Genomic DNA, 24,665 nt, shown 5'->3' on the forward strand with positions numbered 1-24,665 from the left:
TGTCAGTGGTGCCCTTTAGCGTTGACATATGAGCACCTGGAACACCCTCCCCCGCGCAGCTTTCGACCTGGAAACCACGGGCCGCAACTCGCGGGCTGCACGTATTGTCACGGCCTCCGTAACGGTGGTGGACCATAACGGCGACGTCATCAGGGAACATGAGTGGCTGGCCGATCCCGGGGTGGAGATTCCCACGGAAGCCAGCGACGTACACGGTGTCACCACCGAAAAGGCCCGTCGGGAAGGCAGGCCCGCGCATGAGGTGACGCAGGAACTTGCCGCAGTCCTGCAGGACCTTTTTGACACGAACATCCCCGTCATCGCTTTCAACGCAAGCTACGATTTCACTGTCCTGGCCGCGGAATCGGCGCGCTACGGCGTGCCCCAGCTAAGCCGCTTCCCGGTCCTGGATCCCTACATCATGAACAAGCAGGTGGACCGCTACCGGAAGGGCAAGCGCACCCTGACGGCGCTGTGCGAGGAGTATGGCGTGGTCCTGGACAATGCCCACACCTCTGCGGCCGATGCCCTGGCAACGCTGCGGGTCCTGGACGCCATGGCCGGCAAATTCCCAAAGCTGATGATGCCCGCGAGCCAGCTCCACCAGCTGCAGGTGGACTGGGCCACCAGCCAGGCGGCAGACTTCCAGGGCTACCTCCGGAAGACCAAGCCGGCTGCCGTCATCGAGGGCGACTGGCCGGTACTTCCCCCGCAGGACGCGAGCCTCGGCGGTTTCTGACATGGTGCTGCCGGGCGGATGCGAGGCAAGTCACAGTAACAGGGCTTCACATAGGCGGGCAGGCAACCACCTCCGGTATTCGGCGCCACCTTGCCCGGACCGCTCGGTCGAAGCGCGGCATTGCCCAAACATCGAATAATATTTGCTCCTGAGCATGCCGCCAGCGCTTTTGTTTGAGAGTTCACCGAAAAACCCCAGGTGAGAGAATAAAGTTTTGCGGTCACCCCTGCCTTGCCGTGCTTGAACAGCGCCGGGCAGGTGCCAGGCGCCACCAGCGCAGCCTCGCGGCCCGGTTGACTAATGACTCAGATGAAAGCGACAACCTGATGAAAATCAAAGCGATGAAGTGGCTCACCACGGCTCCCGTGGCACTCGCCCTGGCTGTCTCCCTCGCCGCCTGCGGCTCAGGGTCCGCCGAGCCGTCGGGGACACCCACGGACGCCCTCGCCGGCAGCGACCAGCAGACGCTGGACAAGTACACCACCGCCGACGTCACCCCGATCGACCAGATCGACACAACCAAGCTGGGCCTGAACACCGAAGGCAAGCTTGAGGTGGGCACGCTGTCCGACGCCCCGCCGAACATCTTCATTGACCCCTCGGGCAAGTTCACGGGCTACGACAACGAACTGCTGCGCGCGATCGCCGGCAAGCTCGGCCTCGAGGTCGAATTCGTTGCCACCGATTTCTCGGCACTCCTGTCCCAGGTCCAGACCAAGCAGTTCGACGTCGGGTCCTCCTCCATCTCCACCACGGACGCCCGCCGCCAGAACGTCGGTTTCACCAACGGCTACGACTTTGGCTTCATGGCCGTGGTTGCCAAGACCGACAGCGATGTCAAGGGCTTCGCCGACCTCACCGGCGACCTCCGCATCGGCGTGGTCCAGGGCACCGTCCAGGACGACTACGTCACCAACACCCTCAAGCTCGAGCCGATCCGCTTCCCGGACTACGCCACCGTGTACGCCAACGTGCGCAACGGCCAGGTGGACGCCTGGGTCGCGCCGTCCCAGCAGGCCACCGGCCAGGTCAAGGAAGGCGACGGCACGGTCATCGCCGAATCCGTCGTCAACACGCAGAACTTCACGGCCTACGCCGTGGCCAAGGACAACCAGCCGCTGATCGACGCGCTGAACTCCGGCCTGGACGCCGTAATCGCCGACGGAACCTGGTCCAAGCTGACCAAGGAGTGGTACCCGGACCGCGAAATGCCGGCCGACTGGAAGCCGGGCAGCAAGGCCGCCACGGTTCCGCAGAGCTGATTGAGCCGGGACGTTTATGGATCTCCTGGACCAACTGGCCGACACCTTCTTCAACTGGGAGGAAATGGCCAAAGTCATTCCCGCCCTGCTCATGGTGGGCCTGCCCAACACGCTGATACTGGCTGTGGCTTCCGGCATCTTCGGTTCCCTGCTGGGTCTCGCGCTGGCCATGATGGGCATTTCCCGCAACGCGGGAGCCCGGTGGGTGGCACGTATCTATACCGACATCTTCCGTGGCCTGCCCGCCATCCTGGTGATCCTGGTCATCGGCATCGGGCTCAGCCCCATCGCCAGGGAAATCACCGGGTCCCGGAACCCGTACCCCCTGGGCATCCTGGCTTTGACCCTGATCGCGGCTGCCTACATCGGTGAAATATTCCGTTCGGGTATCCAGAGCGTTGAGAAGGGACAGCTGGAGGCATCCCGGGCGCTGGGCTTCAGCTACGGCAGTTCCATGCGCCTGGTGGTGGTACCGCAGGGAATCCGGCGGGTCCTGCCCGCACTGGTGAACCAGTTCATCTCGCTGCTGAAGGATTCTTCGCTGGTGTTCATGCTTGGCCTCGCTGCTTCGGACCGGGAAATCTTCCGGATCGGAAATGACGCCATGGCCAACACCGGAAACCTGTCACCGCTGGTGGCGGCCGGGGTGCTGTACCTGATCCTGACCGTTCCGCTGACGCACTTCGTGAACTTCATCGACAACCGGCTGCGGACCGGCAAGCCGGAAAAGAAGGAACCGGACGAGCTGGCAGCGCCTATCGGCAAGGGGGCACAGGCATGACGGAATTCGCTTCCGGAACCCTGACCGGCAAGAACCTGCACCTTTCTTTCGGCCACAACCATGTTCTCCGCGGCATTGACCTGCATGTGGAGAAGGGCACCACGGCCTCCGTGATCGGCCCGTCGGGATCCGGCAAGTCAACGCTGCTGCGCGTGATGAACCGGCTGATCGAACCCGACCAGGGCGACATCCTCCTGGACGGCCGTTCGGTGCTGAAGGACAACCCTGACGAACTCCGCCAGCGGATCGGCATGGTGTTCCAGCAGTTCAACCTGTTCCCGCACAAAACGGTGGTGGACAATGTGTCCCTGGCGCTGCGGAAGCTGCGGAAGCTGTCCAAGGAGCAGGCCCGCGCCGAAGCCCTGGAACAGCTGGACCTGGTGGGCCTGAAGCACAAGGCCGACTCCCGGCCGGCCAACCTTTCCGGTGGACAGCAGCAGCGTGTGGCCATTGCCCGTGCCCTGGCCATGAAGCCTGAGGTCATGTTCTTCGATGAGGCGACCTCTGCCCTTGACCCGGAACTCGTCAAAGGCGTCCTGGCGCTGATGGCCGACCTGGCCACGGGTGGCATGACCATGGTGGTGGTGACCCACGAGATGGGATTCTCCCGCAACGTGTCGGACACCGTGACCTTCATGGATGCCGGCGTCGTCGTGGAATCCGGCCCGCCGGAGCAGATCTTCACCGCGCCCCGGACGGACCGGCTGAAGGGCTTCCTCTCGGACGTCCTCTAGGTTCACAGGCAGGCACCGACAGAAATTCCCCGCCTCCTGGACATTGCCCCCTTGCACGCAAGGGGGACTTGTCCGGAAGGCGGGGATTTCTTTGTGTTGAGGAAGGGCGAACGACGGCGGAGCTAGGCTTGCGCCGCGGCGGCAGCTTTCGCTGCAGCCGGCAGTGCGTCGAAGATCCGGTTCATCGCGGTGTCATCGTGTGCGGCGGAGAGGAACCAGGCTTCGAAGACCGACGGCGGCAGGTATACCCCGGCCTCCAGCATCGAGTGGAAGAACGGCGCATAGCGGAAGCTCTCCTGCGCCTGGGCATCGGCGTAGTTGTGGACGCCGTTGGCCGAGGTGCCGAACGCCACCGAGAACAGGTTGCCGGCGAACTGGATGGAGTGGTCCACCCCGGCGGAGTCCAGGGCGCTGGACAGTGCCGAGGAAAGTTCCAGCGAGCGGACATCGATAAAGGAGTAGACGTCCCGGGTGGCGTGGGTCAGGGTGGCCACACCGGCCGCCATCGCCACCGGGTTTCCGGAGAGCGTTCCGGCCTGGTAGACGGGCCCCGTGGGGGCCAGGTAGTCCATGACGTCGGCACGACCGCCGAGGGCCGCCGTCGGCATTCCTCCGCCGATGACCTTGCCGAAGGTGAGCAGGTCCGGGGTCCACGGCTCGGCGGCGTCCGGCGCTCCGCCGGTAAGCCCCCAATAGCCTGAGTAGCCGGTACGGAAACCGGTGAGCACCTCATCCACGATGAGCAGTGCCCCGTGCTCACGGGTGATGCGTGACAGGCCGAGGTTGAAGCCCTCCCCCGGGGTCACCACGCCCATGTTGGCGGGGGCGGCTTCGGTGATCACGGCCGCGATGTTCTGCCCGTGGGCGGCGAAGGCTTCCTTGACGGCGGTGAGGTCGTTGTAGGGCAGCACCAGGGTTTCGGCGGCGGTGGCCTCCGTGACACCCGCGGAGCCGGGCAGGGCGAGGGTGGCGACGCCGGAACCTGCAGCCGCGAGGAGTCCGTCCAGGTGGCCGTGGTAGCAGCCGGCGAACTTGATGATGAGGTTGCGTCCCGTGAAGCCGCGCGCCAGGCGGACGGCGGTCATGGTGGCCTCGGTGCCGGTGGACACCATCCGGAGGCGTTCGACGGCGGGAACGCGTTCCTTGACGATTTCGGCCAAGTTCGCCTCATCCGGGGTGGAGGCGCCGAAGGAGAGTCCGCGGTCCACGGCTGCGTGGACCGCGTCCAGCACGGCGGGGTGGGCGTGGCCCAGCAGCGCCGGACCCCAGGAGCAGACCAGGTCCACATATTCCTTGCCGTCGGCGTCGGTCAGGTACGGACCCTTGGCCGAGACCATGAAGCGCGGCGTTCCGCCCACGGACCCGAAGGCACGGACCGGCGAATTGACCCCGCCCGGCATGAGCTGGCGGGCGCGGTCGAAAAGTTCCTCGTTGCGAGGGTTGCTGGAAGTCATGGATCCTATTCTCTCAGGTGGCCGGCGCTGTCTTTTGCCGGGTGCGTCAGGTGCCGAGCAGTTCTGCCACGCGGGGTGCCACCGCCGTGCCCATCAGCTCAATGGAGCGCATCATGGCGGAGTGCGGCAGCGGCCCGTTGCTGTATTTGAGGTCGAACCGGTCGACCCCCAGGTTTTGTTTCAGCAGGACGATCTTCCGGGCCACCGTCTCGGGAGAGCCGACGTAGAGGGCGCCCTCGGGTGCGCACAGGGCGTCGAACTCGCCCCTCCCCGCCGGTCCCCAGCCCCGCTCGGCGCCAAGCTTGTTCCGCAGCTTCAGCCAGTGCGGGAAGAGTTCTTCCCTGGCCTGCTCGTCGGTGTCGGCCACGTGTCCGGGTGAATGGGTGGCCACCTGCTGCATGGGGTGGCCGTACTTGGCCATGGCTTCCCGGTAGAGGTCCACAAGCGGACGGAAGGCGCGCGGTTGCCCGCCGATGATGGCGAAAATGATGGGGTAGCCGTACTGGGCGCAGCGCAGCACGGATTCCGGTGTGCCGCCCACTCCGATCCAGGTGGGCAGCAGGTGGCGCTCCAGCGGCGGGTACACGCTCAGCCCGGACACGGCGGGCCTGGTGCGGCCTTCCCAGTGCACCGGTTTCTGCGCCCGGACCTTGTCGAACAGCTCGAGTTTCTCCTCGAACAGGACCTCGTAGTCGGCCAGGTCCAGTCCGAACAGCGGAAACGATTCGATGAAGGAGCCACGGCCCAGCATGACTTCGGCACGGCCGTTGGAGATGGCGTCCACGGTGGAGAACCGCTGGAACACCCTGATGGGATCATCGGAACTCAGGACGGTAACCGCCGAGCCCAGGCGGATCCGGGTGGTGCGGGCGGCAGCGGCGGCGAGGAAGACTTCCGGAGCGGACACCGCGTAGTCCTTGCGGTGGTGCTCGCCCACGCCAAAGGCATGGAGTCCGACGGCGTCCGCCAGCTGGGCCTCTTCGAGCAGCTGGCGCAGCACCCGGGCATGCGGCTGCGGGCTTCCGTCCGGGTTCTCACCGACATCGCCGAACGTGTTCAGGCCCAGGAGGATCCGGCCAGGTCCCACCGGGGCGGTGGGGCCCTCGGGACCCGCTGCGGATCGGGGAGCCGGGGTGTCGGTCATCAGGACTCCTTCAGCCAGCCGGCCAGTTCGGCGGCCCAGTAGGTCAGGACCATGTGGGCGCCGGCGCGCCGGATGCCCAGCACGGACTCGTTGATGGCGGCGCGCCGGTCGATCCAGCCGTTGGCGGCGGCGGCCTCGATCATGGCGTACTCGCCGGAGATCTGGTACGCCGCCACCGGTACCGGGCTCATGGCGGCGACATCGGCCACGATGTCCAGATAGCTCATGGCCGGTTTGACCATCACGATGTCGGCCCCCTCTGCGAGGTCCAGTTCCACCTCGCGAAGGGCCTCAGTGCGGTTTCCGGCGTCCATCTGGTAGGTCCGCCGGTCGCCTTTCAACTGGGAGTCGACAGCTTCACGGAACGGACCGTAGAAAGCGGAGGCGTACTTGGCGGAGTACGCGATAACGGATGTGCTGGTGTGGCCCGCACCGTCCAGGGCGGAACGGATGGCGGCGATTTGGCCGTCCATCATGCCGGAGGGGCCCAGCATGTGGGCGCCGGCGTCAGCCTGGGCCACGGCCATGCGTGCGTAAATCTCCACGGTGCGGTCATTGTCCACGTAACCGTCGGCGTCGAGCACGCCGCAATGGCCGTGGTCCGTGAATTCGTCCAGGCACACGTCGCTCATGACCACCAGGTCGTCTCCCACCTCGGCGCGCACGTCCCTGATGGCCTTGTTCAGGACGCCATCCGGGTCGAGGGACGCCGTTCCCTCGGCGTCCCGGGTTTCCGGGATGCCGAACAGCATGATGCCGCCCAGCCCGAGCTCCACCGCTTCAGCAGCAGCACGCTTCAGGGTTTCCGTGGTGTGCTGGACAACGCCCGGCATGGAGGTGATGGGGTTGGGTTCCGTGAGGCCTTCACGGATGAAGGCGGGAAGGATTAGTTCCGCCGGTGCCAGGCGGGTTTCGGCGGTCAGCCGGCGCATGGCAGGCGTGGTGCGCAGGCGGCGGGGGCGGTGGCTGGGAAAAGTCATGGTCCTGTCCTTGGCGTTGGTTCGGGCGGTGAGTGGGTGGCCGCTGGCGGGCGTCCCGCGTGTCAGGGTGGTTCTCCGCCTGCATCCTCCGCTGCGATGAGCGCTGCCGCGACGGCGGCTACAAGCCCTGCCGGCGACGGCTCAGCCGCGATGGCAGCCACCGGTATGCCCAAAGCGGCGGCCTGGTCCGCCGTCGAACGCCCAATGGCCACGAACCGGCACCCGAGCAGCGGGGACAGCCCATGGATGCGCCGGGCGGCGCTAGGGGAAGCGGCAATGACGGCGTCGAGGCGGCCATCCGCAAGTTCAGCTGCGGCGCTTTCAGGTGTCAGCAGGGCGTACGACGGCGGCTGCAGGGCCGCTCCCCCGCCTTCCGCCGGGATGGCCAGCCTGCGCTCCGCCGCGGCGGGGTAGTCGACCGTGCGGTATGCGGTCACTGACGTCACGGAACTTCCGGCTGCCGACAAGCCTTCCGCCAGGCGCGGTGACGCGATGTCGGCCTGTGGCAGCAGGACCTTGCCGCCCGCTTCCGGCCACACAGCGAGCAGGCCTGCCGCGGACTGGTCATCCGCTGGTGTCAGTGCCACGGCCAGCCCCCGGTCCTCCAGGAGTTTGCGCGTCGCCGCCCCCACCGCGGCTATGCGGGTGGCAGCCGGGATCCACTGGGCAGGCACCAGTCCACGTTCGGCGGCTTTGGCCGTGAGCACATGGACTGTGGTGGCGCTGCTGACCACCAGCCAGTCGAAAGCCCCGGCGCCCAGGGCATCGCAGGCCACATCGAGGGAGTGCTGGTCAGGTGCACGCTCGAAGTCGATCAAGGGCAGCAGGAGTGCGCTGGCACCTGCATCCTGCAGCGCGTCCACGAGGGCCAGCGACCGCTCCGGGCTGCGCGTGATCAATACCCGCGCCCCGGCCAGTGGCCGCTCCCGCGGCCGATCCTTGTCCCGCATGTTTATCCGCGTCCCGGCCGGGCCTGCCGGACGCACTGGACAGGCAATCGCATGGCCGGAATCAGGAGGCCTGCAGATCTGCGATGTCCGCGGCACCGGCGGCCAGCAGGACTTCGGCCAGTTCAATGCCCAGCAGCGTGGCACCCACCTCAGTGAGGCCGTCGGTTGCGCGCTTGTCCCGGACCGAGGCCGTGCCGTCCACGGCGCACACCACGGCTTCCAGGTAGAGCATGCTGCCCTTGCGGAAGGCGTAGGCGCCAACCGGTGCCGCGCAGCCGGCCTCCAGGCGGGCCAGCAGGGCCCGTTCAGCCGTGACCGCGAGCCGGGTGTCCGGATCGTCAAGTGCACTGAGCGCCTGGGCCAGGACGTCCTTGGAGCCCTCGGCAGAGCCGGGGCGGGGCGGGGCGTCGGCCGTGCGGCACTCGATGGCCAGCGACCCCTGCCCGGCGGCGGGAAGCATAACGTCCGTTTCGAGGAACTCGCTGACGGTATCCAGCCTGCTGATGCGTTCCAGGCCTGCGGCGGCCAGCACCACGGCGTCCAGGTCGCAGGACTTGCCGGGCACCACGTCGGTGACGGCGTTGCCCGGCAGCCCGGGGACGCGGCCCAGGCGGGTGTCCACGTTGCCGCGGATGTCGATGATCTCCAGGTCCGGCCGTGCGGCGCGGAGCTGGGCGGCGCGCCGGGGCGAGCCGGTGCCCACCCGTGCACCCGCGGGGAGGTCAGCCAGTTTCAGCCCGTCCCGGGCGCACAGGACGTCACGGACATCCACCCGCCGCGGCGTTGCCGCGAGGCTGAGCCCAACGGCCGCCCCGGTGGGCAGGTCCTTGAGCGAATGGATGGCCACATCGCATTCGTTGCGCAGCAGCGCATCCCGCAGGGCGGCGACAAAAACGCCGGTGCCGCCCATCTGGGAGAGCGAGCCGGTCAGGACATCGCCGTCGGTCCGGATGTGGACGAGCTCCACAGGAAAGCCTCCGACGGCGGCCAGCTGGTCCGCTGTCTGCTGCGTTTGGGTAAGCGCCAGCTTGCTGGCGCGGGTGCCGATCCGGACCGTCACTGCTGCGGCGCTCCCCCGGCCGCCGCTGGCTGGCTGGCGCCTGCTTCGCCGGGATAGGCGTCGTGCCCGGTGCCCACGGTTGTGTCCGCGCCGGCAATGGTGGGCTTTTCGCCCCGGAAGTTCTGGCAGCACCCTGGCCGGCAGACGTCGTACCAGGGACCGAGGTCCGTCAGTGCCGGGCGGTCAGCGATGTTGTTGGCCGCCGTACGCTCCGAAATCAGGTCCACCATGCCGTTGACGAACTTGCGGTGCGTGCCGGGTGTGGGGACGCGCGTGGCGGTGAGCCCCAGGTTGGCGCAGGTTTCCAGGGCTTCGGTGTCCAGGTCCCAGACAACTTCCATGTGGTCACTGACGAAGCCGAGCGGGACGATGACGATTCCCTTGACATCCTGGCCGGCCAGTTCCTCGATGGCGTCGTTGATGTCCGGTTCCAGCCAGGGCACGTGCGGTGCCCCGGAGCGGGACTGGTACACCAGGGACCACGGTGCCGTCAGGCCTGATTCCTCTTCCACGCGCTGGATGACAGCGGCAGCCGTGGCGAGGTGCTGGGCCACGTAGGCGGACCCTTCCGCGAATTCGCGCGGTTCGCCTTCGGAGCGGCCCGCGGCCTCCGCATCCCGGGTGGGGATGGAGTGGGTGGCGAAGAGGATCTGCACCGGCGCATCGGGAGTGCCTGCGGCCGCGAGCTTTTCCCGGACTTCCGCGAGGCCGGCGGCGGTGCCCTCAACGAACGGCTCCACGAACCCGGGGTGGTCGAAGTACTGGCGCACCTTGTCCACTTCGAGCCGGCCGTCCAGGCCGGTTTCGGTCAGCGCCATGCCGATGTCCTCGCGGTACTGGCGGCAGCTGGAGTAACAGGAGTAGGCGCTCGTGGTGATCATCAGGAGGCGGCGGTGGCCGGCGTCGTACGCGTCCTGCAGGGTCTGCGGAATGTACGGCGCCCAGTTGCGGTTGCCCCAGAGGACCGGCAGTTCGATGCCGCGGGCAGCGAGTTCCGCTTCCAGGGCGGCCTTGAGCTCGCGGTTCTGCTGGTTGATCGGGCTGATGCCCCCGTTGGCGCGGTAGTGGTGCGAGACCTCCTCCAGCCGCTCATCCGGAATGCCGCGCCCGCGGGTGACATTGCGAAGGAACGGAATGACGTCCTCCTGGCCTTCCGGCCCACCGAAGGAGGCGAGGAGGACGGCGTCGTAGTTCTTGGGTGCCATCCGCCCTGCCTCGGTGACAGGGTTGACGACGGCGGCGCCGCCGGCGTTTGTGGGGTCAAGCTGGCTCATGCGAGCACCTCCGCTACTTCTGCCGGGGAAATCCGGCGTCCGGTATAGAACGGGACTTCCTCCCGGACGTGGTTGCGTGCCTCGGTGGCACGCAGGTGGCGCATCAGGTCCACCAGGTCCACCAGTTCGGGGGCCTCAAGGCCCAGGATCCATTCCCAGTCGCCCAGGGCGAACGAAGAAACGGTGTTGGAGATGACCTGCGGGAACTCCCGGCCCAGGAGGCCGTGTTCCCGAAGCATCGCGCCCCGCTCTTCCTCGGGAAGGATGTACCACTCGTAGGAGCGGACGAACGGGTAGACGCACAGCCATTCCGCCGGCGCGACCCCGCGGGAGTATGCGGGCGTGTGGTTCTTGGCGAACTCGGCCTCACGGTGCACGCCCATGGCGGACCAGACAATCTCGGTGCCCGCAAACAGGGTGCTGCGGCGGATGTCGCGGATGGCCTGCTGCAGCGCTTCCGGCCTGGGACCGTGGAGCCACACCATGACATCAGCATCTGCCCGCATGGCGGAGACGTCGTAGCTGCCTCGGTGCGTCACGCCGGCCCGGGCCAGCCGTTCCAGGAGGGCCTCGAAGTCAGCGGCGGCGTCGGCGCTGCGGATCAGGGTTTCGGAGCGCTTGAATACCGTCCAGAGGGTGAAAAACTGCTCGGCTGATTCTTCGGTTTTAGTGACAGATTCGGCAGAAGTGTGGCTCATGGTTACAAGTTTGCCCCTTCGTACCCGTCAAGTCGAAACCAGCAACTTCTACAAGCCGTAGAAGTGCGCAACGTCACATCCGGGGACTCGCCCGGCAGGCCTGCCCGGCTTCTAGGGCTTCCGCAACCGAAGGTAGACCGCACCCGCAGCCGCGCCCAGGCCCACCAGCCCCAGGCCGAGTCCAACCATCGCTGCCTCCAGTTGCGGCTGCGTGCTGATGTAGGAGCCCACATGCTGCCTGCCGCCAGGCAACGGCGCGCCCGCCTGGGGTGTTCGCCCACCTGGTTCCCCGGTGGGGACGGGCTGCGCTGCTTCGCCTGCTCCGGGAGCGCCCGCCGCGCTGGCCCCGGCGTCCGGGCTGGCTGCCTGCGGCGGCGCAGCCGCTTCCCCCTGAGCGCCTGGCTGCTCCGTGCCGGGCAGGCCTGCAGTGGGCTTGCCTGCCCCGGCCAGGCTCGAGCCGTTGCCGTCAGCGGCAGGGCTGTCCGCCCGGGCGCCAGCCTCCGACGACGGCACGGGCGTTCCGGAAGGAGTGCCGGCCGCTGTCGATGGGGCTGAGGCGGCAGGCGCCGCGCTCTCGGCCGGAGTCCCCGGCGAGGTCAAGGAGGGCACCGGAACAGTTGGGACGGCAAGCGTTGGTGACGGGGAGACCGGCACGCCTGAAGGCAGCGGAAGGGGCGTTGACGCTGCAGGCGAGGGCGAGGCCGTGGCTGAGGGAGCGAGCGAAGCCGTGATCGCCGGAAGAAGGGCTGTGGGAACAGGCAGCGTGGAAGGAGGGGAAGACGGGGCAGCCGGCTGCCTGGCAGGCCTGCCGCCGTCGTCCGTTTGTTCCGTGTGTGGTTCCGCGCCTGGTTCCTTGCCGGCGCTCTTGAATGCGCCCTCGCCACCCCCGCCCTGGCCCGGGGCGTCCTCCCTGGCGGGAGACGAACTGCTGCCGGGCCGAGGCTCCCCCTCCTCGGCCTGGGACGCCGGGACGCCTGCTGCAAGGACCAGTACCGCTCCGACCGCCGCAGCTGCAGTGCCGCGCCGGATTCCCCCATGGATACCGGTCCGGGACGTGAAAATTTCGGACCTGTTGTGAGACATAGTCATCGACCCTAGCCACATCGCAAAGCGAAATAAAAGCCGGACAAAACAGCGGCTTAGCTCTTTGGCAGGGGTCCCTCGGCGGTCACCGGGCCCTGACCAGCAGTGACGATGTTCTGGATTTGTTCGATCGTGTCGGAGACCACAGCTGCCAGCCCGTTGCCGGCCACCCAGCCGCCTACGACGGCCAGGTTTCCCACCGCAGCACAGGCTTTCCGGATCTCCGCCACGCGGGCGCGGTGCCCCACGGCGGCGAAGGGCAGGGACCCCCGCCACCGGACCACATCCCAGTCCACGACGTCCTCCGCTGCGATGGCCACGCCCAGCAGGGCCTGTGCATCACGCAGGGACGCGGCAAAGAGCTCATCGTCGGTGTCCGGCCCGCCGGGCTGCCCGCCGGCCCCGTCCACCCGGCCGTATGAGAGCCTGACCACGTGCCGGCCAGGACCGGCCGCTTCAGCCAGCCATTCCCATTTGCCGGTGGCGTGGGTGAGGGCCTTGGCTTCGATGCCGGGGGTCTGGGGCGCCACCAGGATGCCTGTGCCTCGCGGCCGGCGGTCCAGTTCGGGCCTGTTGACCACGAGTGTGACGAGCTTGACGTCCGGCCCGCCAGGGGGCCGGCGCCCCGCCAGCGCGGGGACTGCGGCTTCCAGGAGGTCGACGGCGGCCGGACCGTCCACGCCCACAACCAGCGTGCCGGCGTCGAACGTTGCTCCATGGGAGCTGACCCGCCACCCTTCAGGCGTCCGGACCACCGCTGAGGCAGGCGTCCCGGACAGGAGCGTCACCCCCCGGTCGCAGAGGTCACCCACCAACGCGGTGACCAGCGTGTGCATCCCGCGTTCAAGGCCGGCAACGGCAGAGCCCGCCTTTGCCTGAGCCGGGGGCTCCTGCCTGGGGCCGCTGTTCGCAGGTGACCCTGCGCCGGCGCGACGCTGCGCGGAAACCGCGGCAGCCAGGGAGCCGTGCCGCCTGATTCCGGCGCGAAGCCCCGGCGCCACCATGTCGACGTCGAGCAGTCCGGGATCCGCGGAATGGACGCCTCCTACCACCGGCGCCACCAGGCGCTCCAGGACCCTGCTCCCCATGCGCGCCTTCACCAGGGCGGAGACGCTGATGACGTCGTCCGCCGTCCCCACCGACGCCGGCAGGAACCTGTCCAGCGCGGCCCGGAGGGTTCCAACCGGGCCCAACGACCTCCGGACTTCCGGGTCCCAGGGGTTGGCCGGGATGCCCAGGACGCCCGTCTTGGGAAGTTCGCGCGGGCCGTCCGGGAGCTGGACCCAGGCTCCGCCGGGCCGCGGCGGAACAATGCTGCCGGCAAGGCCGAGCTCAGCAGCAAGCCGCGCAACGGCGTCGGACCGGGTGGCGAAGGATTCCGCGCCGCTGTCCAGGGTCAGGCCGGCTACGGTGTGGCTGCCCACGCAACCGCCCCATTCCGTTCCGGCCTCCAGGACTGTGACCTGATAGCCGGCGGAAGCCAGCTCCCGGGCAGACAGCAGTCCGGACATTCCGCCGCCCAGGACCAGCGCGGTCCGGGCCTGTGCCGGCATGCTGCCCATGGGACTACTCCGGGGAGATGGAGTGGATGAGTTCAACCACCCGCGTGAGGACGGCGGGATCAGTCTCCGGCGGGACGCCGTGCCCCAGGTTGACCACGTGCCCGGGGGCCGCCGAGCCTGCGGCGATGACGTCGCGGACGTGGGCCTCGAGGATTTCCCAGGGTGCCGGCAGCAGGGCGGGGTCGATGTTTCCCTGCAGGGGCACCGTGCCGCCCAGCCGGCGGTTGGCCTCATCGAGCGGAAGGCGGTAGTCAACGCCCACCACGTCCACCCCTACGTCACGCATGGCGACCAGGAGCTCAGACGTGCCTGTGCCGAAGTGGATGAGCGGAGCGCCGAGGTGCCGCACATGGTCAAGGGCGCGGGCCGAGGCCGGCGCCACATACCTGGTGTAGTCGGCCAGGCCCAGCGAACCTGCCCAGGAGTCGAACAGCTGGGCTGCGGAGGCGCCGGCCTCAAGCTGTGCCTGCAGGAACATGCCGGAGGCGTCTGCCGCCCAGTTGGCCAGGGCGTTCCAGGTTTCAGGGTCGGCATGCATCATGGTGCGCGGGCCCAGGTGGTCACGGGACGGCCTGCCCTCCACCATGTAGGCAGCCAGCGTAAACGGTGCGCCGGCGAAGCCGATCAGGGGGGTGCTCCCGAGCTCGGCAACGGTGAGGCGGACCGCTTCACGGATGGGTTCCAGTGACTCCCAGGTGAGCTGCGGCAGCGCTGCCACATCAGCGGCCGTGCGGACCGGAGTGTCCAGGACAGGCCCCACTCCCGGGACGATGTCCACGCCTACCCCGGCCAGTTTCAGGGGAATGACGATGTCGGAGAAGAAGATGCCCGCATCAACGTCGTGGCGGCGGACCGGCTGGAGCGTGATTTCGGAAGCCAGCTCCGGGCGGAGGCAGGAGTCCAGCATGGCGACGCCTTCGCGGACCTTGAGGTACTCAGGCAGGGAGCGTCCGGCCTGCCGCATGAACCAGACCGGGCGCCGGGACGGTTTGCCGCCGCGGTAGGCCGTGATCAGCGGGGAATCTGCGGTGCGGCCGTCCAGCAGCGGGTGGTCTGCGGCGAGTGCGCCGGCGGGGGACATGGCAGGGCTGGAAGTCATGCCTCTGATTGTGCCCAAAATCGGCTACAAAAGATAACGACAAAGTGTCATCCGGAGGCGCGCCGGCCGCACCGTGGCGGGAATCACAGCCTTCTCGTGCCCTGGCCCGCGCCTGGAGTTGTTCTACCGAGTAACGAAAAAGCTATGATTGTCCTGCTGTGGTTCTTTTTTCATTGGTGGCTACACACGCCGACATCGATCTTGAGACCGTTGCTCAGTTGAGCAGCGGTTCCTCGGGGATCGCCACATCCGCCCTCTCCGGATCGCCGGCAGTGACGGGTGCCATTGTCCTTGCCACCTGCAACCGCTACGAAATCTACGGCGAGGCCCCCCATCCTGATGATGTGGAGGCTGCCCGCGCGGCCTTGGTGGCCCAGATCAGCGAAGTCAGCGGACTGAGCGAACCCCTCGTCTCACGCTCCTTCAGCACCCGCACCGGTCCGGAAGTCAGCCAGCACCTCTTTGCCGTCAGCGCAGGCCTGGACTCCGCCGTGGTCGGAGAACGTGAAATCGCCGGGCAGGTCAGGCGTGCCCTTATCACCGCACAGCATGAAGGCACGGCCAGTTCCGGCCTCGTCCGGCTGTTCCAGGCGGCCTCCAAGACCGCCAAGGATGTGGGCGCGCAGACCGCCCTCGGCTCCCGGGGCCTGTCCATCGTGTCCGTCGCTTTGGATCTGGCAACGGACCTGTCGGAAAATCCGGACTGGTCCAGCAAGAAGGTCGTGGTCTTCGGCACGGGAGCCTACGCCGGCGCCACCATGGCCCTCCTGCGCGAACGCGGCTGCACCGACATCTCGGTTTTCTCCTCTTCCGGCCGCGCCGAAGGTTTCGTGGCGACCAGGGGCGGCATCGCCCTCAACGCCGAATCACTCCGGCCGGCCGTGGCGGCGGCGGACGTGATGATCGGATGCAGCGGTTCCGACACCCGGGTGGAAGCCGATGAACTGGCTGACGTCCGAGCGGATTCGCCGCAGCCGCTGATTGCCATCGACCTTGCACTCACCCACGACTTCGACCCCGGGGTTGGCGAACTGGACGGCGTGGAGCTCCTCACGCTGGAGTCAGTCCGCCTTGCGGCCCCCCAGGAGCAGGCCGAGTCGCTGGCCCAGGCCAGCGGCATCGTCAGCGGCGCGGCCAAGGCGTTCGAGCACGAGCGCGAGGTCAGGTCCGTGGACTCCGCCATTGTTGCGCTGCGCCGGCACACCATGAGCGTCCTGGACGCGGAAATGGAAAAGGTCAGGGCCCGGCACGGCTGCACGGCCGCCGCAGAGGAAGTGGAATTCGCTCTCCGCCGCATGGTTAAGCAGCTGCTCCATGTACCAACCGTGCGCGCCCGCGAGCTTGCCGCCAACGGCCAGCAGGACGACTACGTGGCAGCCCTGGAAGCCCTCTACGGCATCACTGTGGAGCAGCCGGCCGCCGCGGCCCCGCAGGCCGAATGCCCGGTGGACCACCGGGGCCTCGAAACCGCCTGACCAGCCCTTCCCCCAGCAACGCTCTCTCACATCCTGCGCCCTTTTTAAAGGCCCTCTCTCACTTGACGCGCTTTTCCCGGCAACCCTCCCTCACCCCCTGCTGGGAGGTGAGGGAGGGTTTCAGGTTTTCCTGCGGTAAGTGATAGAGCGTTTCTGTTTAACCGACATCAAGTGGGAGAGCGTCCTAGTAGACGGGTTTGTTGGGTTCCACCTCACGCACCCAGGCGAGGATGCCGCCGTCGAGATGGCTGACCCGCTGGTAGCCCGCTTTCCGGGCTGCGGCCAGGACGTTGGCCGACCGTGTGCCTCCCTTGCAGTGGAACACGATGTCGCGGTCCTGCGGGAGTTCTGCCCAGGCCTCCCCCGCGAGGATCCTGCCCTGCGGGATCAGCACGGCACCGTCGATGCGGACAATGTCGTGCTCGCCCGGTTCCCGCACGTCCACCAGGTCAAAGTCCTTGAGGCCCGCCTTCCGGGAGGCCAGCATGGTGGCGAGCTGCGCGGCCGTGACGGAATGCTCGGTGTCCGCCGGTTCTGCCGGCGCAATCCCGCAGAAGGCCTCATAATCCGTCAGCTCCGTGATCGGTTCCGCCGCCGGGTCCTTGGACACGCGGATCTCCCGCCAGCTTCCGCCCAGCGCATCAAACAGCGCCACCCGCCCCAGCAGGGAACGGCCGACGCCGGTAATCAGTTTGACCGCTTCGGTCACCATCAGCGACCCCACGGCCGCGCACAGCATGCCGAACACGCCGCCCTCGCCGCAGGAGGGCACAGAGCCCGCAGGCGGAGCCTCAGGGTAGAGGTCCCGGTAGGTGGGCCCGTGCTTTTCCCAGAACACGCTGACTTGTCCGTCAAAGCGGAAAATGGAGCCCCAGACGTAGGGTTTTCCCAGGATGGCGGCAGCATCATTAACCAGGTAGCGGGTGGCGAAATTGTCCGCGCCGTCGAGGATGAGGTCGTAGCCGGCGAACAGTTCCAGGGCGTTGGAGGCATCCAGGCGGACATTGTGCAGCCGGACGTCCACCAGCGGGTTCAGCGCGGCGATGGCATCGCGTGCCGACTCGATCTTGGGGCGGCCAACGTCCGCCACCCCGTGGATGACCTGGCGCTGGAGGTTGCTGAGGTCAACGTCGTCGTCGTCGATGATTCCCAGCGTGCCCACGCCGGCGGCCGCAAGGTACAGGAGGGCAGGGGATCCGAGTCCCCCGGCGCCGATCACCAGCACCCTTGCGTTCTTGAGCCGCCGCTGCCCGAGGGCGCCGATCTCGGGAATGATGAGATGCCTCGAGTAGCGTTCCACCTCGGCGGCGGTGAGGTCGGCTGCCGGTTCCACCAGCGGATCCAGGGACACAGGTGAAACATTTGCGCTGATTGTCGAAGCCATACTTCAATGTATGCCCCGGGATACCGCCCGGTCATATTACCCCGCAGTAAAGTGGAGGTAACTGCAACGAAAGAAGGACAACCGTGGTCCATGAAGCACGGGCTAGCCGCCCGCCGGCCGCCGAACCGCAAACGCCCTCGCGTCCTGCAGGCCAACGGTCAGCCAGGCTTCCCCGGGACGAGCGGCGCGCCCAGCTCCTCATGGCAGCCCAGGAAGTCTTTGTGGCCAACGGTTACCACGGTGCAGCCATGGATGAAATCGCGGAGACGGCCCACGTCAGCAAGCCGGTGCTCTACCAGCACTTTCCCTCAAAACGGGAGCTGTACCTGGCCCTGCTGGAAAGCCACCTTGCGTCCCTGACGGACCTCATGCTGGGGGCCCTGAACTCCACCACGGACAATGACGAGCGCGTCCAGGCCGTCATGCGGGCCTACTTCCAGTTCATCGCCAACGATGACCAGGCCCACCGGCTGGTTTTTGAGTCGGACCTGATCAATGACCCGGACGTCAGCGCACGGCTGGAAACCTTCAACAGGACGTTTGCCGACGCCATCGCGCGCGTCATCGCCGAGGACACCAAGCTCCCCCATCTGGAGGCGCAGCTCCTGGGCCGGGGGCTCGCTGGAATGGCTCAGGTCAGCGCCCGCTACTGGCTTGAAACGGACGGCAACCTGGACCTCGACGTTGCCAGCGACCTCATCTACCGTTTAGCTTGGCGCGGAATCTCTCGCTTCCCCAAAGAGTCCTAGACTACAAATAAGACATAACCAACGAATGTGAATGGCTGGGAGGCCCCTGTGGAAATTAAGATCGGCGTTCAGAATATCGGCCGCGAAATTGTCCTGGAATCAAATGAGGATGCGGATTCGGTAGCCAAGATCGTGGAGGCCGCCATCACCAAGGGCAGCGAACTCCGCCTGAAGGATGACAAGGGACGCCTGATCATTGTTCCCGGAAACGCCCTGGGCTACGTGGAAATCGGGGCCGAAGAAGCACGGCGCGTAGGTTTCGGCCAGTTCTAGGGCCTGCTGACGAACCACCCATAGCCCAAGGAGGACCATGCTTTCGCTGACCATCGTTGTGCTGGCCGCCGCCGCCGCAGGCTTTATTGTCTGGGCAAACGACAAGCGGCATGCCAAGTACGGGGCCGGCGTGCCCGCCGGGGTTTCCGTGGCCGTGGCAGCCCTGGCATGGATCATCCTGATGGCCGCCGGATTCGGATACCTGCCGGGACGCACCTGGATTCCCTGGGTCCTGCCGATTGTGCTCGGAGCCGCGTCCGCAACGGCGGCCGCCATCTATCTGGGCCGTTCACGTGCGCGCCAGGATACCGAACGGCTCACGGCAATCCTTCGGACCTGAGGCCTGTGCAGCACCTTGTGCCGCACGCACTAATCAACCGGCAGTGGCCGCCACCCCTGAGGGGATGGCGGCCGCTGCCGGTTAAGAGCACAGGGCTTGGAGACGTGGGCGCTCAGCGGCCCTTTTGTTCTGCCGGGCGGGCAATGAGCGCCCCGCAGCCGGCTACTGCCCCTGCACGTACTTTGCCGGCTCTGCCTTGGCGCCCGCCGCTGCCGCAGCTTCACTTGCTGCCGCGGCTGCCGCGAGGTCCCGGCCGGTCACCTGTCCCCCGGCGTCGTGTGACGTGTAGCGGATAAAGACGCGGTTGTAACGCCAGTCAAGGTCAGGATGGTGGTTCTGTTCCTCGGCCAGGCGTCCGACGGCGGCAATCAGCTCGAGTGCGGCAGCCGCCGTCGGCATTTTGAAGACGGTGACCAACCCGCCGTTGCCGGCCCGCCAGTCAGGCAGTTGAGCCAGGGCTTCGTCGATCCGTTCCGGGGGAAGTGCATCTCTGCCGGCCACTGCTGCTCCTGGGATCCGGGCGCCGGCCGGCAGAAGGTGGGCCTACAGGAACGCGGCCCGGCCCTCCATTGCCGACGACGCCAGCGCATGTTCACGGCGGGGTATGCGACCAGCCGCTTTCGCCAGCCTACCGGCGATGACGGCGTGCTTGAAGGCCTCTCCCATCAAGGCGGGGTTCTGCGCCCGGGTCACTGCCGTGGCCAGGAGCACGGCGTCGCAGCCCAGTTCCATGGCGAGGGCGGCGTCGGAGGCCGTACCGATGCCCGCGTCCAGCACTACCGGCACCGAGGCCCGGGACACGATGAGCTCGATGTTGTGCGGATTGAGGATGCCCAGGCCCGTCCCGATGGGCGAGCCGAGCGGCATCACAGCAGTGGCTCCGAGGTTCTCCAGCCGCAGGGCCAGCACGGGGTCGTCATTGGTGTACGCAAACACCTTGAATCCCCTGTTGACCAGCTGCTCGGTGGCGTCCACGAGCTCAACGGCATCCGGCAGGAGGGTGTGTTCGTCGGCGATGACCTCGAGCTTCACCCAGTCGGTTTCCAGGGCCTCCCGTGCCAGTTCAGCAGTGAGCACAGCGTCACGCGCCGTAAAACACCCCGCGGTGTTGGGCAGGACCCGGATGCCGTGGTCCACCAGCAGCTGGAACAGCGAACCCGCCTCGTCCGGCGAATAGCGCCGCATGGCAACGGTGGTCAGCGAGGTGCCGGAGGCCAGGAGCGCGGCGCCCAGGCCGTCCAGGCTGGGGGCGCCGCCGGTGCCCATGATGAGCCGGGATGCCAGGGGGACGCCGTCGATCACCAGGGGGTCCTGGAGCCCGGACAGCTGGCTGTTGGTGACGGTGGTTCCGGTCATGGTGGTCAGCCTCCCTGTACTGCCGTGACAAGTTCGACGTCGTCGCCCTCGGCGAGCGCCGTGGCGGACCACAGGCTCCGGGGCACCACCTGGGCGTTGCGTGCTACGGCCACGCCCAGCTTCCGCCCGTCCGTGGCCCGGCCGTCCGCGGCCAGCGGACGGCCGGTGACCTCGCTGACGAGCGCGGTGAGGGAAGCGTCGTCGGCCACGGTGTGGCCGGTTCCGTTCAGGGTGATGTTCATGCTGTCTCCTGGGTGTTGGATGGCGTGGCAGCCGCTTCAGCCATGCGAAACGGAGCCGGGGAAAACCGGCCGGGGTTGAACGGGGCCCAGCGGGGGTCTTCCGTGCCGTCCATGAGTTCCCGGCAGATTGCGGCCGCAGCCGGGGTGAGCAGGATGCCGTGGCGGAAGAATCCGGTGGCAATGATGAGCCCCTGCACGTGGCGGGACCCTTGGAGGCCGGACCTTCCAGGCGCGGGCTGCCGGCCCACGGGTCCTCCGGGCAGCGATACCCTTCCGAGCAGCGGGGCGTTGTCCGGCGTGCCGGGCCGGGCGCGGGCCGTGCACTCAAGGAGCTCCAGCTCAGCGACGGCGGGCACCAGCACCTGGGCATCGCGGAGAAGCTGGTACACACCCCCTGCCGACACCGCACCGGCGCTGGAGCCCCTGCCACCGCCACTCCCACTGCCCAGTGCGTCCTCACGCTGGGTTGCCCCGATCACGACGGTTCCGTCCCGCCGCGGAACGATATAGACGGGGACCCCGCGCACCAGTCCGCGGACTGTTGAGGTCACCAGCGGCCTGAGGTGCGCCGGTACCGCGAGCCGCAGGATGTCCCCCTGGACCGGCCGCAGCGGCAGGTGCAGGTCGATCGGCAGTCCCGTGAGTTCCGGGGCGTGCAGTCCGTTGGCCACCACGGTCTCCCCGGCCAGTACGGTCCCTCCACCTTCCAGGGCTACTCCGGCTACGGCCCCGTCCTGCCAGAGCAGGCCGGCTGCCTTGTCCGGCACGGCGAATCCGTCGGCGGCGCCGGCCACGCCGCTTCCGGTGGAGCGGACATCCCCGGCGAGGGCCCGGCGGAGGCAGGCCACCAGCAGCCGGGGGTCCACCTGGTGGTCCGCCGGCGTATCCAGCGCACAGGCAATGCCCGGGCTTAGCAAGGGCTCGCGGCGCCGGGCTTCGCGGATGGTGAGCGGTTCAACCGTGAGGCCGTTGGCCCGCTGGACGGCACGCAGGTCCAGCAAGGCCTTCCGGTCTGCGGCGTCGGCACCCACGGCGAGGGTCGGCGTCGTAAGATATCCGGGATCCGAGCCCGCGGCCGCAGCGAGGTCCGCAGCGAAACCGGGCCAGCGGGCGGAGGCCTCGAGCATGAGTTCCAGGAGGTCCTCCTCCTGGTAGTGCAGTTCGCTCACCGGCGCCAGCATCCCCGCGGCAGCCCAGCTGGCTCCGGAGCCGGGGGCGTCATCGATCACCACCACGGAACGGCCCGAACGCCTCGCCTCCCAGGCGATCCCGTGGCCGATGGCTCCTCCGCCGATCACCGCCACGTCGGCCGTGATGGTGGAACCGGAAGGACAGGGGCCGGTTACGGCGTGCACGTCAGGCATCGGTTGTCTCCTTCCCTACGCCGGTATTAACCGGATCAGGTCAAGCGGTCGGCTCTGACGCCCTCTCAGCCCGGCGCTTTGTGACAGCTGCCGCGGCTCCCGCAGTACGAGCCCAGTGTAGAGGAACTAGGCTGGCTCCCATGAATGTGTCCCACCCCCCTGCCGCCGCTGCCCGTCCGTCCGGTTCCGACGCCTTTATCAACGCGGAGGGCAGCGCCGGGCTGCACGATGCGCGCCTGTACCTCTGCACGGATGCGCGCCGCAGCCAGGGCGACTTTGAGCAGTTCGTGGATGCCGCGTTCGCCGGCGGCGTGGACATCATCCAGCTCCGGGACAAGTCCATCGAAGCCGCCGAGGAGCTGGAACTCCTCGCCGTCCTGAAGGAGGCAGCGGTCCGGCACGGCAGGCTGTGGGCAGTGAACGACCGCGCCGACATTGCTGTGCTGTCCGGAGCGCCGGTCTTCCACATCGGGCAGAAGGACCTTCCCCTCAAGGCAGCCCGGACGCTGCTGAACGGGAACGCCGCCATCGGCCTGTCCAGCCACAGCCCTGGACAGGTGGATGCCGCCCTGGCAGCGGCCGCGGGCCCGGCGGCGCTCGACTACTTCTGCGTCGGCCCGCTGTGGGCAACACCCACCAAGCCCGGCCGCGCCGCCGTCGGCCTGGACCTGGTGACGTATGCGGCGGCGGCCTCAGCGGCGCAAGGGCAGGGACAGTCCGACGGCGGTGTGCCCTGGTTCGCGATCGGCGGGATTGACCACGGCAACGTGGAACAGGTGGTGGAGGCCGGGGCCAGCAGGATCGTTGTGGTCCGGGCCATTACGGAGGCCGACGATCCGTCAGCGGCGGCCGCATCGCTGCTCGACGCGCTGGACGCCGCCCGCCCGTGACGCGGCGCCGGGTCCGCACCGCATCCCGCGGGCGGCTCCCTGCACTATTCGCGGAATTCGGGCTACGCTGATTTTCGTGTCACATCATCGGCTGGCCCCCAGTGTCCACGAGCACACCAACGCCCTCGAGGCTGCACTCAGCGCCCTGCGGACGGAGCTCGAGCTGCCTGGTGAGTACCCGGCCGAAGCCGTGAAGGACGCCGAGGCCGCCGTGTCGGCACTGAAGCTGCCGTCCCATGACCTGACGGGCATAGACTTCATCACCATCGACCCGGCGTCGTCCACGGACCTTGACCAGGCGCTCTTTATTGAACGGGACGGCAGCAGCTACCGCGTGCTCTACGCCATTGCCGACGTTCCCGCCTTCGTGGCTCCCGGCGGCCCGCTGGATGCCGAGACCAGGCGCCGCGGCCAGACTTTCTACACCCCGGACGGCCGCATTCCGCTGCACCCTGAAGTCATCAGCGAGGGCGCCGGAAGCCTCCTGCCGGGACAGGACTGTTCCGCGTTCGTCTGGGACTTCCGCCTCGATGTCCGCGCCGAAGTCACCGCGGTGACGGTGGGACGGGCCCGGATGCGCAGCCGCGCCAAGCTCAGCTACAAGGGCGCCCAGGCGGAACTGGACGGCGGCAGCCCTTCAGAAGTCCTGGTCCTCCTCAAGGAGGTGGGGCTCAAGCGCGTGGAGCTGGAGCGCGCCCGTGAGGGTGCCAGCCTGAACATGCCGGACCAGGAAATTGTCCAGCTTCCCGACGGCGGCTACCGGATTGCCGCGGCCCCGCAGCTGCCCGTGGAGGACTGGAACGCCCAGATCTCGCTCATGACGGGAATGGCCGCTGCGCAGCTCATGCTGGCCGGCAAAGTGGGCATCCTCCGCACCATGCCCTCACCGGATGAGCGGTCCCTGCACCACTTCCGGCTCCAGACAGAGGCCCTCGGGAAGCCCTGGGACGGTGAGGTCAGCTACGGCGAGTACCTGCGCAGCCTGGACCCCACGGATCCCCGCCAGCTGGCCATTATGCACTCAGCCGGCATGCTCTTCCGCGGTGCGGCGTATACGGCGTTCGACGGCGCGGTCCCCGAGGACGCCGTGCAGTCCGCCATCGGCGCCGCCTACGCCCACACCACCGCGCCGCTGCGCCGCCTGGTGGACCGCTTTGTCCTGGTGACCTGCGAAGCCCTGTGCAACGGCGGCGACGTGCCCGGCTGGGTCCGTGAGGCGCTGCCGTCGCTTCCCGAGATCATGGCCGGCTCGGACCAGCTGGCGTCCCGGATGGAGCGCATGGCCCTGGACACCGTGGAGGCGGCGCTCCTGGTCAACCACATCGGGCAGGAGTTCGACGCGATCGTGATCTCCGGATCCAAGCCCCAGAAGGACAACGGCAACGGCGGCAACGGAAAGAACGGCAACGGCCGCAACGGCAACGGCAACGGCGGCTCAGGCATCATCCAGATTGCCGAGCCTGCCGTCACGGCCCGCTGCGCCGGTGAGCTGGAGGCCGGAACCAAGGTCCGGGTGCGCCTCGTGTCCTCCGACATTGCCACCCGGGAAGTACATTTCGAGCTGGTCCCGCCCCTGTCCTGAGCGGGGCCGTTTTTCCTGCCGGCGTGCAGGCACACCGGGCCAAAGCCGGGTTTCCGTGCCCGTGCGGCTAGACTGAAGAGGTAGAAATGGATGCCCGGTCGTTGATTTCCTTGATTTGAAACCAACAAGCCCGCCCCTACGCGATCTTGAGATACACCCGCTGGTCACCAGTGCCAGCATTTTAGATAGC

The 24,665-nt window shown here is 67.8% G+C and carries 25 protein-coding genes and 1 riboswitch; of the genes, 10 read left to right on the forward strand and 15 right to left on the reverse strand.

Annotated features, from left to right (window positions below; translation table 11 throughout):
* Window positions 1-28 precede the first annotated feature (28 nt).
* The 4 genes from AC4BCK_RS13495 (at window position 29) to AC4BCK_RS13510 (ending at window position 3,516) form a co-directional block, all read left to right on the forward strand.
* On the forward strand, window positions 29-739 hold the full coding sequence (locus tag AC4BCK_RS13495) for a 3'-5' exonuclease (RefSeq protein ID WP_174176410.1): 711 nt from the start codon (window positions 29-31) through the stop codon (window positions 737-739).
* 326 nt (window positions 740-1,065) lie between these two features.
* Window positions 1,066-2,001: an ABC transporter substrate-binding protein gene (locus AC4BCK_RS13500; protein WP_174176412.1), complete on the forward strand. Its 936-nt coding sequence runs from the start codon at window positions 1,066-1,068 to the stop codon at window positions 1,999-2,001.
* Window positions 2,002-2,017: 16 nt separating this feature from the next.
* A complete protein-coding gene (locus AC4BCK_RS13505) occupies window positions 2,018-2,782 on the forward strand; it encodes an amino acid ABC transporter permease (RefSeq protein ID WP_066277429.1) in 765 nt (254 codons plus the stop codon).
* On the forward strand, window positions 2,779-3,516 hold the full coding sequence (locus AC4BCK_RS13510) for an amino acid ABC transporter ATP-binding protein (protein WP_364406378.1): 738 nt from the start codon (window positions 2,779-2,781) through the stop codon (window positions 3,514-3,516). The genes AC4BCK_RS13505 and AC4BCK_RS13510 overlap by 4 nt, the downstream gene beginning before the upstream one ends.
* 122 nt (window positions 3,517-3,638) lie before the next feature.
* Here AC4BCK_RS13510 and hemL read toward each other — a convergent pair whose 3' ends face one another.
* From hemL to hemE, 10 genes are all read right to left on the reverse strand, one after another.
* Window positions 3,639-4,970 (reverse strand): glutamate-1-semialdehyde 2,1-aminomutase, encoded by a 1,332-nt coding sequence (gene hemL, locus AC4BCK_RS13515; RefSeq protein WP_174176414.1) that lies wholly within the window; start codon window positions 4,968-4,970, stop codon window positions 3,639-3,641.
* Between the two features lie 46 nt (window positions 4,971-5,016).
* Window positions 5,017-6,114, reverse strand: a complete 1,098-nt coding sequence (locus tag AC4BCK_RS13520; protein WP_174176416.1) for an LLM class flavin-dependent oxidoreductase — start codon at window positions 6,112-6,114, stop codon at window positions 5,017-5,019.
* Window positions 6,114-7,094: a porphobilinogen synthase gene (hemB, locus tag AC4BCK_RS13525; protein ID WP_174176418.1), complete on the reverse strand. Its 981-nt coding sequence runs from the start codon at window positions 7,092-7,094 to the stop codon at window positions 6,114-6,116. Before hemB ends, AC4BCK_RS13520 begins: the two co-directional genes overlap by 1 nt.
* 62 nt (window positions 7,095-7,156) lie before the next feature.
* Window positions 7,157-8,044, reverse strand: a complete 888-nt coding sequence (locus AC4BCK_RS13530; RefSeq protein WP_174176420.1) for a uroporphyrinogen-III synthase — start codon at window positions 8,042-8,044, stop codon at window positions 7,157-7,159.
* Window positions 8,045-8,105: 61 nt separating this feature from the next.
* Window positions 8,106-9,104, reverse strand: coding sequence for a hydroxymethylbilane synthase (gene hemC / locus AC4BCK_RS13535; protein ID WP_310111204.1), 999 nt, complete (start codon window positions 9,102-9,104; stop codon window positions 8,106-8,108).
* Entirely contained in the window at window positions 9,101-10,378 is a 1,278-nt protein-coding gene (locus AC4BCK_RS13540) for a ferrochelatase (protein ID WP_174176424.1), read from the reverse strand. Before AC4BCK_RS13540 ends, hemC begins: the two co-directional genes overlap by 4 nt.
* The gene (gene hemQ, locus AC4BCK_RS13545) at window positions 10,375-11,076 is read right to left on the reverse strand and encodes a hydrogen peroxide-dependent heme synthase (RefSeq protein ID WP_174176426.1); all 702 of its coding nucleotides are present in this window, start codon (window positions 11,074-11,076) and stop codon (window positions 10,375-10,377) included. The genes AC4BCK_RS13540 and hemQ overlap by 4 nt, the downstream gene beginning before the upstream one ends.
* A 111-nt stretch (window positions 11,077-11,187) precedes the next feature.
* Window positions 11,188-12,159: a hypothetical protein gene (locus AC4BCK_RS13550; protein ID WP_366276459.1), complete on the reverse strand. Its 972-nt coding sequence runs from the start codon at window positions 12,157-12,159 to the stop codon at window positions 11,188-11,190.
* A gap of 56 nt (window positions 12,160-12,215) precedes the next feature.
* Window positions 12,216-13,721 carry a protoporphyrinogen oxidase gene (gene hemG / locus AC4BCK_RS13555; RefSeq protein ID WP_490566022.1) on the reverse strand — a complete coding sequence of 502 codons (1,506 nt, stop codon included), beginning with the start codon at window positions 13,719-13,721 and terminating at the stop codon, window positions 12,216-12,218.
* A 4-nt stretch (window positions 13,722-13,725) separates the two neighbouring features.
* Entirely contained in the window at window positions 13,726-14,820 is a 1,095-nt protein-coding gene (hemE, locus tag AC4BCK_RS13560) for a uroporphyrinogen decarboxylase (protein ID WP_251421102.1), read from the reverse strand.
* Between the two features lie 158 nt (window positions 14,821-14,978).
* On the opposite strand from hemE, the gene AC4BCK_RS13565 reads away from it, so the two are divergent.
* Window positions 14,979-16,295, forward strand: a complete 1,317-nt coding sequence (locus AC4BCK_RS13565) for a glutamyl-tRNA reductase (protein WP_174176434.1) — start codon at window positions 14,979-14,981, stop codon at window positions 16,293-16,295.
* Between the two features lie 184 nt (window positions 16,296-16,479).
* Here the strand turns inward: AC4BCK_RS13565 and moeB are convergent, their stop codons facing one another.
* Window positions 16,480-17,679, reverse strand: a complete 1,200-nt coding sequence (gene moeB, locus AC4BCK_RS13570) for a molybdopterin-synthase adenylyltransferase MoeB (RefSeq protein WP_490566023.1) — start codon at window positions 17,677-17,679, stop codon at window positions 16,480-16,482.
* Window positions 17,680-17,762: 83 nt separating this feature from the next.
* On the opposite strand from moeB, the gene AC4BCK_RS13575 reads away from it, so the two are divergent.
* The 3 genes from AC4BCK_RS13575 to AC4BCK_RS13585 are packed head-to-tail and all read left to right on the forward strand — an operon-like array spanning window position 17,763 to window position 19,041.
* On the forward strand, window positions 17,763-18,428 hold the full coding sequence (locus AC4BCK_RS13575) for a TetR/AcrR family transcriptional regulator (protein ID WP_174176438.1): 666 nt from the start codon (window positions 17,763-17,765) through the stop codon (window positions 18,426-18,428).
* A gap of 48 nt (window positions 18,429-18,476) precedes the next feature.
* Window positions 18,477-18,701: a DUF3107 domain-containing protein gene (locus AC4BCK_RS13580; protein WP_174176440.1), complete on the forward strand. Its 225-nt coding sequence runs from the start codon at window positions 18,477-18,479 to the stop codon at window positions 18,699-18,701.
* A gap of 37 nt (window positions 18,702-18,738) precedes the next feature.
* Window positions 18,739-19,041, forward strand: coding sequence for a hypothetical protein (locus tag AC4BCK_RS13585; RefSeq protein ID WP_364406360.1), 303 nt, complete (start codon window positions 18,739-18,741; stop codon window positions 19,039-19,041).
* A gap of 162 nt (window positions 19,042-19,203) precedes the next feature.
* On the opposite strand, the gene AC4BCK_RS13590 is transcribed toward AC4BCK_RS13585, so the two are convergent.
* The 4 genes from AC4BCK_RS13590 to AC4BCK_RS13605 all read right to left on the reverse strand — a co-directional run bounded on the left by AC4BCK_RS13590 (window position 19,204) and on the right by AC4BCK_RS13605 (window position 22,003).
* On the reverse strand, window positions 19,204-19,542 hold the full coding sequence (locus AC4BCK_RS13590) for a 4a-hydroxytetrahydrobiopterin dehydratase (protein WP_366276452.1): 339 nt from the start codon (window positions 19,540-19,542) through the stop codon (window positions 19,204-19,206).
* Between the two features lie 42 nt (window positions 19,543-19,584).
* A complete protein-coding gene (locus tag AC4BCK_RS13595; protein ID WP_400583540.1) occupies window positions 19,585-20,397 on the reverse strand; it encodes a thiazole synthase in 813 nt (270 codons plus the stop codon).
* 5 nt (window positions 20,398-20,402) lie between these two features.
* Window positions 20,403-20,639, reverse strand: coding sequence for a sulfur carrier protein ThiS (thiS, locus tag AC4BCK_RS13600; protein ID WP_174176448.1), 237 nt, complete (start codon window positions 20,637-20,639; stop codon window positions 20,403-20,405).
* Window positions 20,636-22,003, reverse strand: coding sequence for an FAD-dependent oxidoreductase (locus tag AC4BCK_RS13605; RefSeq protein ID WP_490566024.1), 1,368 nt, complete (start codon window positions 22,001-22,003; stop codon window positions 20,636-20,638). The genes thiS and AC4BCK_RS13605 overlap by 4 nt, the downstream gene beginning before the upstream one ends.
* Window positions 21,999-22,116: riboswitch (TPP riboswitch) on the reverse strand. Its footprint overlaps the gene before it by 5 nt.
* A gap of 27 nt (window positions 22,117-22,143) precedes the next feature.
* Between AC4BCK_RS13605 and thiE the strand changes: the two genes are divergently transcribed.
* Both thiE and AC4BCK_RS13615 read left to right on the forward strand, forming a co-directional pair.
* Complete coding sequence (thiE, locus tag AC4BCK_RS13610) at window positions 22,144-22,893, forward strand: thiamine phosphate synthase (RefSeq protein WP_363938178.1); 750 nt, start codon at window positions 22,144-22,146, stop codon at window positions 22,891-22,893.
* 76 nt (window positions 22,894-22,969) lie between these two features.
* On the forward strand, window positions 22,970-24,475 hold the full coding sequence (locus AC4BCK_RS13615) for an RNB domain-containing ribonuclease (RefSeq protein ID WP_174176452.1): 1,506 nt from the start codon (window positions 22,970-22,972) through the stop codon (window positions 24,473-24,475).
* The last annotated feature ends 190 nt before the right edge of the window (window positions 24,476-24,665 follow it).

The sequence above is a fragment of the Pseudarthrobacter sp. As-47 genome (assembly GCF_058215595.1).

Excerpts from the sequence above, each read along its gene's own strand:
- AC4BCK_RS13495 (WP_174176410.1), top strand. The coding sequence starts at position 29 with ATGAGCACCTGGAACACCCTCCCCCGCGCAGCTTTCGACCTGGAAACC.
- AC4BCK_RS13500 (WP_174176412.1), top strand. The coding sequence starts at position 1,066 with ATGAAAATCAAAGCGATGAAGTGGCTCACCACGGCTCCCGTGGCACTC.
- AC4BCK_RS13505 (WP_066277429.1), top strand. The coding sequence starts at position 2,018 with ATGGATCTCCTGGACCAACTGGCCGACACCTTCTTCAACTGGGAGGAA.
- AC4BCK_RS13510 (WP_364406378.1), top strand. The coding sequence starts at position 2,779 with ATGACGGAATTCGCTTCCGGAACCCTGACCGGCAAGAACCTGCACCTT.
- hemL (WP_174176414.1), bottom strand. The coding sequence starts at position 4,970 with ATGACTTCCAGCAACCCTCGCAACGAGGAACTTTTCGACCGCGCCCGC.
- AC4BCK_RS13520 (WP_174176416.1), bottom strand. The coding sequence starts at position 6,114 with ATGACCGACACCCCGGCTCCCCGATCCGCAGCGGGTCCCGAGGGCCCC.
- hemB (WP_174176418.1), bottom strand. The coding sequence starts at position 7,094 with ATGACTTTTCCCAGCCACCGCCCCCGCCGCCTGCGCACCACGCCTGCC.
- AC4BCK_RS13530 (WP_174176420.1), bottom strand. The coding sequence starts at position 8,044 with ATGCGGGACAAGGATCGGCCGCGGGAGCGGCCACTGGCCGGGGCGCGG.
- AC4BCK_RS13540 (WP_174176424.1), bottom strand. The coding sequence starts at position 10,378 with ATGAGCCAGCTTGACCCCACAAACGCCGGCGGCGCCGCCGTCGTCAAC.
- hemQ (WP_174176426.1), bottom strand. The coding sequence starts at position 11,076 with ATGAGCCACACTTCTGCCGAATCTGTCACTAAAACCGAAGAATCAGCC.
- AC4BCK_RS13550 (WP_366276459.1), bottom strand. The coding sequence starts at position 12,159 with ATGTCTCACAACAGGTCCGAAATTTTCACGTCCCGGACCGGTATCCAT.
- hemG (WP_490566022.1), bottom strand. The coding sequence starts at position 13,721 with ATGGGCAGCATGCCGGCACAGGCCCGGACCGCGCTGGTCCTGGGCGGC.
- hemE (WP_251421102.1), bottom strand. The coding sequence starts at position 14,820 with ATGACTTCCAGCCCTGCCATGTCCCCCGCCGGCGCACTCGCCGCAGAC.
- moeB (WP_490566023.1), bottom strand. The coding sequence starts at position 17,679 with ATGGCTTCGACAATCAGCGCAAATGTTTCACCTGTGTCCCTGGATCCG.
- AC4BCK_RS13585 (WP_364406360.1), top strand. The coding sequence starts at position 18,739 with ATGCTTTCGCTGACCATCGTTGTGCTGGCCGCCGCCGCCGCAGGCTTT.
- AC4BCK_RS13595 (WP_400583540.1), bottom strand. The coding sequence starts at position 20,397 with ATGACCGGAACCACCGTCACCAACAGCCAGCTGTCCGGGCTCCAGGAC.
- thiS (WP_174176448.1), bottom strand. The coding sequence starts at position 20,639 with ATGAACATCACCCTGAACGGAACCGGCCACACCGTGGCCGACGACGCT.
- AC4BCK_RS13605 (WP_490566024.1), bottom strand. The coding sequence starts at position 22,003 with ATGCCTGACGTGCACGCCGTAACCGGCCCCTGTCCTTCCGGTTCCACC.
- thiE (WP_363938178.1), top strand. The coding sequence starts at position 22,144 with ATGAATGTGTCCCACCCCCCTGCCGCCGCTGCCCGTCCGTCCGGTTCC.